The following is a 6942-nucleotide window of genomic DNA, read 5'->3' as shown; positions in this document are numbered from 1 at the left end:
CCGCCGATATGTCTGGTCTGTCCGCAGGGATGCGGACAAGCGGCTCCGGCCATGGATGGCCGATGAGTCACGCGGCCAGTAAATATCAAGGTTTCAAGGACTATTTTGCCGGAGCAAAATGAACAGCCGAAGGCTGGCGCGCAGCGCGAAGGGCAGGACGCCCGGAGTCTCACGGCCCAGAAAGCGCGAAGCTGGGGTCGGCCCGCCGGCAAGGGGATAAGTTCCCCTGCGAGGCAGCAGGCCTTGATGTTAAAAACAATGTTTTTGCTACTTATGGTGCTGATTAAAAACTGTGGGACAGCAGTGGCCCAATGGGCTCTTTTTTTATTCCTTCTCTTTCAGGTTTAAGCGTTACAACTTGCCACTGAGTAAAACCTGCAACAGTCCTGGCCGCACAAGGTTGGCATAAAGCGCACCGATTTCTTTGGCATCCACCGGAAAACCATCTTTAACCCAGCGCACAATGACCATAAAGGATGCACCGGCAAGAAAGTCGATGACATAATTCATCAGGCTGGTGTCTTTTATCGGCAAAGAGTGGGCGCCGATATAACGCTCCATAATACGTCCGACGTAACGTTTGAACTCTGTCAGCATCAGCGCTTCGATATCGGCTTCAACCAACAACCTTGCAAAGGTTGCGTTATCAGACCATTGCCGGAACATAATTTCTGCAATAATCGGATCGGCATTGGGAGACTTTGTCAGGTAGCTGTCAATCTGCTCATAGAACTGCATGAACATGCTTTCGATATACCCTTTAAGCAAGTCGTCTTTCGAACGGTAATGCAGATAAAAAGTGGGACGTGCCACACCGGAACGCTCACAGATATGAGCCACGGAAATTTTGCTATAAGGCTCTTCCGCCATCAGCTCCAGCAGCGTATTCATCAATAAACGCCGTGAACGTTCAACACGCTTGTCGAGATCTTTACTCATAATATGGTCGCCACGGGCAAGGCCATTACCCGGATTTATTATTGTATTTGTAATTCAGCATACGCCATTGAATTTTATAGACAATCGTCTATCTGTGCCAGACACGGTCGCGGCTGACGCTGCAGCATCACATTCAGGAATCCGGGCCGGCTCAGTTCGCTGAACAGCTCCGCCAGCTTGTCCGGCGGATAGCGGAAATCATTACGCACCCAGCGATCCAGCATCATCCAGGATGCACCGGCGAGATAATCGATCATAAAACCCAGGCGCTCCGCATCACTGACGACAATCTGATGCTGGCGCACATAGAGGCCCAATACCCGGGTAATGTAGTTCTGAAAACGCTTGATCAGCAGCGATTCAAGCCCCGCATTAAAGATCAGGCGACTGAAATCACGGTGGCGGTTCCACTGTTCAAACAAACGCTGGCTGATATCACTGCTCAGCTGCGGTGACTCTTCAACCATGCCGGCAATATCGTCATAGAATTCAGCAAATACCGTATCGACATAGTCCAGCAGCAGCTCCTCACGACTGCGGTAATGCTGATAAAAAGTCTGCCGAGCCAGCCCCGCATGACGGCTTATCTGCTGAACGGTAATAGAAGAGAAAGGCTGGTCAGTCATCAGCGTCAACAATGCCTGCAGCAGTTGAGCACGGGTAGGAGATTCAGCAGCAACAACAGAAACAGCAGAAACAGATAAGGTCATAAACAACTCCCGGGGGCGGATCATGCTAACAGCGCCCGGGCCTGACCGCAAAAACGAAAAAGCCGCCCGAAGGCGGCTTTTTGTGGAAGCAGAACTTACGCAGTTGCGAACAGTTCTTCGTCCAGTTCGAACAGAGGCTCAGAGCCACCTTTTACAGCAGCGCTCAGGCCAATGTAACGTGGCAGCAGACGCTTCATGTAGAAACGTGAAGTTGCCAGTTTGGCTTTGTAGAAGCCGGAAGCGTCATCTGCTTTTGGCAAGGCCACTGCAGACATCTTCGCCCACATGTAAGCCAGCGCGGTGTAACCAAACACGTGCAGGTATTCAACAGAGGCCGCACCGATTTCGTTCGGGTTGTTAGCCGCTGCGTCCATAACCCACTGAGTCAGGTCATTCAGGTTTTCCAGAGCCGCCTTCAGTGGCTCGATGAACTCGGCCATCGCTTCGTTATCAGCCTGAGAGGCGATGAACGCATTGATGTCGGCTTCGAACAGCTTGTAGAACGCACCATTGTTGGCAGCGATCTTACGGCCGATCAGGTCCAGAGACTGAATACCGTTGGTGCCTTCGTAGATCTGAGTGATACGGATATCACGCACATACTGCTCCTGGCCCCATTCACGGATAAAGCCGTGACCACCGAATACCTGCTGACCAGCAATAGCAGATTCCAGAGCGTTGTCGGTCAGGAAAGCCTTGGCAACCGGAGTCAGCAGAGCCAGCATCGCATCAGCGTGCTGCTTCTCTTCGGCGTTGTCAGAGAACTTGGCAATATCCAGCCACTTGGCAACGTAGGTAGAGAATGCACGGCCACCTTCGTTGAAAGCACGCATAGTCATCAGCATACGGCGAACATCAGGGTGAACGATGATCGGATCAGCGGCTTTGTCTTTAGCCACAGCACCGGTCGGAGCACGACTCTGGATACGGTCACGGGCGTATTCAACAGCGCTCTGATAAGAGGCTTCGGCTGCACCGATACCCTGGATACCCACACCCAGACGCTCGTAGTTCATCATGGTGAACATACAGGCCAGACCTTTGTTTTCTTCACCGACCAGCCAGCCTTTGGCGCCGTCGAAGTTCATTACACAGGTAGCAGAACCTTTAATACCCATCTTGTGCTCGATAGAACCACAGGACATGGTGTTGCGCTCACCCAGAGAACCATCTTCGTTCACCAGGAACTTAGGCACCAGGAACAGGGAGATACCCTTAGGGCCAGCCGGCGCGTCAGGCAGTTTAGCCAGCACCAGGTGGATGATGTTTTCGGCCATATCATGCTCACCCCAGGTGATGAAGATCTTGGTGCCGGAAACAGCATAAGAACCGTCAGCCTGTGGCTCAGCTTTGGTACGGATAATGCCCAGATCGGTACCGGCGTGAGGCTCGGTCAGATCCATGGCACCGGCCCATACGCCGGAGTACATGTTAGGCAGATACTTCTCTTTCAGCTCCAGAGAACCGTGCGCGTTCAGCGACAAACAGGCACCGGCTGTCAGCATTGGCGCTAAGCCGAACGACATGTTGGCACCCTGCACCATTTCTTCTACCTGACCAACCAGAGTCTTAGGCATACCCATGCCGCCGAAATCCGGGTTACCACCCAGGCCGTTCAGGCCGGCTTCAACGTAGGTCTGGTACGCTTCTTTAAAGCCAGGAGCGGCGGTCACTTCGCCATCCTTCCAGGTGGAACCAACTTCATCACCGTTGCGGTTCAGCGGCGCCAGAACCTGACTGGCGATCTTGCCACATTCTTCCAGAATGGCTTCCGCAGTTTCTGTATCGACTGCGCCTTGCAGACCAGCCAGAGAAGCCCACAGTTTGTCTGCTTCAAAAACTTCATTCAGAACAAAGCGCATGTCGCGCAATGGTGCTTTATATTCAGCCATGTTTCACCTCATGTTAGCTGTAGCTTAATGTTACCCTCGCTTACAACCAGCCACCGGATAACAAAATGCCGCTATTGTACTTACTCTGACCCGCTTGCCCAGCCCAGAATACGAAAAAACCGCGCCGAAGCGCGGTTTTTACTGATGTGCCTTTTACGAACAGGCGCTCAGACTCAGAACGCGAAGTGTTCTTCAGCCAGATCCATCAGGGTGTCTGCACCAGCAACCATGGTAGCTGCGTGAGCTTTGGTGCGTGGCAGAATGCGGGCGAAGTAGAAGCGCGCAGTAGTCAGCTTGGCTTTGTAGAACTCTTCTTCAGAAGTGCCGTTAGCCAGAGCATCCTGAGCGATTTTCGCCATGCGGGCCCACAGGAAGCCCAGAACTGCGTAACCGGAGTACATCAGGTAATCAACGGATGCAGCACCAACTTCGTCGCGGTTCTTCATCGCAGACATACCGATCTTCATGGTCAGATCGCCCCACTCTTTGTTGACTTCAGTCAGAGCAGCAACCATCGGCGCCAGTTCAGCGTTACCTTCTTCAGCCTGACAGAACTTGTGAATCTGCTTGGTGAAGTTACGCAGAGAAGCACCCTGAGTCATCAGAACCTTACGACCCAGCAGGTCCAGAGCCTGAATACCGGTAGTACCTTCATAGATGGTAGAGATACGGGTATCACGAACGATCTGTTCCATGCCCCACTCAGCGATGAAGCCGTGACCACCGAATACCTGCATACCCAGGTTAGCCGCTTCAGAACCGGCTTCGGTCAGGAATGCTTTAGCGATCGGAGTCAGGAAGCCCAGCAGCTCATCAGCAGCTTTACGTGCTTCTTCGCTCTCACCTTTCTTAACGATGTCGTTCTGCTGTGCAGTCAGGTATACCAGTGCACGGCCACCTTCAGCGAAGGCTTTCTGAGTCAGCAGCATACGGCGAACGTCAGGGTGAACGATGATCGGGTCAGCCGCTTTTTCAGGTGCTTTAGGACCAGTCAGGGAACGCATCGCCAGACGGTCTTTGGCATAAGCCAGAGCGCCCTGGAAAGAAGCTTCAGCAGCGGTAGAACCCTGCAGAGCAGTACCGATACGGGCAGTGTTCATGAAGGTGAACATGCAGTTCAGACCTTTGTTCTCAGGTCCGATCAGCCAGCCTTTGGCACCGTCGAAGTTCATCACACAGGTAGCGTTACCGTGGATACCCATTTTGTGTTCGATAGAACCACAGATCAGGCTGTTACGCTCGCCCGGAGTACCGTCAGCGTTTGGCAGGAACTTAGGAACGATGAACAGAGAGATACCTTTGGTACCTTCTGGTGCACCTGGCAGACGAGCCAGAACGATGTGGACAATGTTGCCCGCCATGTCGTGCTCACCGGCAGAGATAAAGATCTTGCTACCAGTGATGGCGTAAGAACCATCAGCGTTTGGCTCAGCTTTGGTTTTCAGGATACCCAGGTCAGAACCACAGTGGGATTCGGTCAGACACATGGTACCGGTCCACTCACCAGAAACCAGCTTGGTCAGGTAAGTTTCTTTCTGTTCAGGAGTACCGTGCAGTTCGATGGTGTTCATCGCACCATGAGACAGACCCGGGTACATACCCCAAGACCAGTTAGAAGAACCAACCATCTCAGACATTACAATGCCCAGAGACTCTGGCAGGCCCTGGCCGCCGTGATTTTCTTCATGAGCCAGTGAAGGCCAGCCGCCTTCAACGTACTTGGCATAAGCTTCTTTGAAGCCGGTCGGAGTAGTAACAGAACCGTCGTCATGACGGGTACAGCCTTCGAGGTCACCAACGCGGTTCAGCGGAGCCAGTTCCTGTTCGCAGAATTTAGCACCTTCGCTGATGATGGCATCAACCATGTCAGGAGTAGCAACTTCAGCGTAAGCCGGCAGGCTGGCATAGTGGCTTGGCATATCCAACAGTTCGTCCATAACGAACTTAATTTCACGCAGGGGAGCCTTGTAATCTGGCATAGGAAAGACCTCGTAGCCTGTTATGTTCTTGCAGCAATGCTGCTGTTGAGTTTAGGGCAGTATCACACTGCCAATTCAAACAAGTGTTTGAAACATACGTTCGCCACCGGTTAATGTCAACCCCATGGGTACGCTTCCTCAAGAAATGGCAGGTAAAAGCTTAGTTCGTCAGGCCACCTGCGAGGCGAAAAAAAACCGGCTGATGCCGGCTTAACGATCAGAACAGGGGTCAGACCACGTCGTTCAGCAGCTGTCCTGCGCTGACAGGCTGAGGGAGACTGATCTGCAACAACACTTCATTGATTTTGCGCAGGCGGGCGTTTTGCTCAGCAAAGCGCTCTGCTGCTGAAATCTGCTCGTCATCGTTCAGCTTTTTATCGGCCTTTTCCTGCTCTTTGCGCGCCTCATCCATTTCCGCGCGGGATTGTTCCTGCTCATTCTTCACTTTTTCCAATTCGGCCGCCCGAAAGTCACGCTGCTGCTCAGACAACTCATTCAGAGCCTGTGCTGCAAGCTGACCAGCCTGAGCAGCCACCTGGCGATCCTGAGAAGAAGGCTCAGCCGGCGCCAATGCAGCACGCTGCACCTGCTCCATTTTGCTGATCGTTGCCGCCGGATCATTGGCCACTTTACTGACATCAACCGGGACTTCGCCGCCAACGGCATAACGTACGCCATCCGGGCCTTGCTGATAGGTGAAGTTAGCACTGCCGGCATAACTGCCGCCGGTACTGGCATGAGCCTGCTCGTGAGCGCGCACTTCCTGATCACGCTGCTTCAGCTCACGGATCTGCTGTAACTCAGCATCGGCCAACGCCTGATTCTGTTCGTTGCGCTGCGCCCTTCTGGCGATAATCTGTTCTTCCGCCGAACGGCGCTGTTGTGCATCCTCCGCCGCTGGTGCTGCGTCCTCTGCGGAGTCCTGATTTAACGGAGGTGTATTACTTTCTGCGCTGCGGCGTGGACGGGAATATGTTTCGGCTGACGTTTGCAGCTTGCGCATTCCCGCATCGGTTGCGGCTGCACTGAGGGACACCTCTTCAACCGGAGCAAACACTGCAGAAGCTGCATTCTCTCCTTCTTTCGCCAATAACTGTACAGCCGCGCCTCCGCTGGGAAGCGCACTGCTCAGTGTGGGTGAAGAAGCTGGAGAAACCTGCATAGCCGCGATCTCAGTTCTCAGGCCTGAGTATCAATCAGGGTGCCAAGCTGCTTGTCGGCCGCTTCGAGAACTTTGCTGCCGGCAGCAACCGCTTGTTCGCCCTGCTTCAGGTCGGTCATCGCGGAGGACAGATTGCCAACACCTTCAACCGGGCGACTGGTCGTTGCATCCACGACATCCTGAGCGGCACGTTTGACCTGGGCATTACCCTGATCGACGGCATAAGCGCCGGATGTAAAGGCTGAGCCGGTAGTTGATCC

At 53.5% G+C, this 6942-nt stretch carries 6 protein-coding genes; all 6 read right to left on the bottom strand.

Going from position 1 to position 6942, the window contains the following annotated elements:
- Positions 1-351: 351 nt before the first annotated feature.
- Positions 352-939 carry a TetR/AcrR family transcriptional regulator gene (locus tag B3P58_RS16340; protein ID WP_286719080.1) on the bottom strand — a complete coding sequence of 196 codons (588 nt, stop codon included), beginning with the start codon at positions 937-939 and terminating at the stop codon, positions 352-354.
- A gap of 74 nt (positions 940-1013) precedes the next feature.
- A complete protein-coding gene (locus tag B3P58_RS16335) occupies positions 1014-1649 on the bottom strand; it encodes a TetR/AcrR family transcriptional regulator (RefSeq protein ID WP_286719078.1) in 636 nt (211 codons plus the stop codon).
- A gap of 95 nt (positions 1650-1744) precedes the next feature.
- Complete coding sequence (locus tag B3P58_RS16330) at positions 1745-3541, bottom strand: acyl-CoA dehydrogenase C-terminal domain-containing protein (RefSeq protein WP_286719076.1); 1797 nt, start codon at positions 3539-3541, stop codon at positions 1745-1747.
- Between the two features lie 173 nt (positions 3542-3714).
- Positions 3715-5520, bottom strand: a complete 1806-nt coding sequence (locus B3P58_RS16325; protein WP_145466371.1) for an acyl-CoA dehydrogenase C-terminal domain-containing protein — start codon at positions 5518-5520, stop codon at positions 3715-3717.
- Positions 5521-5749: 229 nt separating this feature from the next.
- Positions 5750-6682 (bottom strand): putative metalloprotease CJM1_0395 family protein, encoded by a 933-nt coding sequence (locus B3P58_RS16320; protein ID WP_286719074.1) that lies wholly within the window; start codon positions 6680-6682, stop codon positions 5750-5752.
- Positions 6683-6699: 17 nt separating this feature from the next.
- Positions 6700-6942: hypothetical protein (locus B3P58_RS16315; protein ID WP_286719072.1), on the bottom strand; the 243-nt coding region annotated here is incomplete at its 5' end.

Source organism: Thalassolituus sp. UBA2009 (assembly GCF_002335285.1).
Taxonomy (GTDB): domain Bacteria; phylum Pseudomonadota; class Gammaproteobacteria; order Pseudomonadales; family Oceanobacteraceae; genus Venatoribacter; species Venatoribacter alkanivorans.
The sequence above is the reverse complement of the archived record's forward strand: the minus strand, read 5'-3'. Positions and strand labels throughout refer to the sequence as shown.

Coding starts and splice junctions, on each gene's coding strand:
- B3P58_RS16335 (WP_286719078.1), bottom strand. CDS start 1,649: ATGACCTTATCTGTTTCTGCTGTTTCTGTTGTTGCTGCTGAATCTCCT.
- B3P58_RS16330 (WP_286719076.1), bottom strand. CDS start 3,541: ATGGCTGAATATAAAGCACCATTGCGCGACATGCGCTTTGTTCTGAAT.
- B3P58_RS16320 (WP_286719074.1), bottom strand. CDS start 6,682: ATGCAGGTTTCTCCAGCTTCTTCACCCACACTGAGCAGTGCGCTTCCC.
- B3P58_RS16325 (WP_145466371.1), bottom strand. CDS start 5,520: ATGCCAGATTACAAGGCTCCCCTGCGTGAAATTAAGTTCGTTATGGAC.
- B3P58_RS16340 (WP_286719080.1), bottom strand. CDS start 939: ATGAGTAAAGATCTCGACAAGCGTGTTGAACGTTCACGGCGTTTATTG.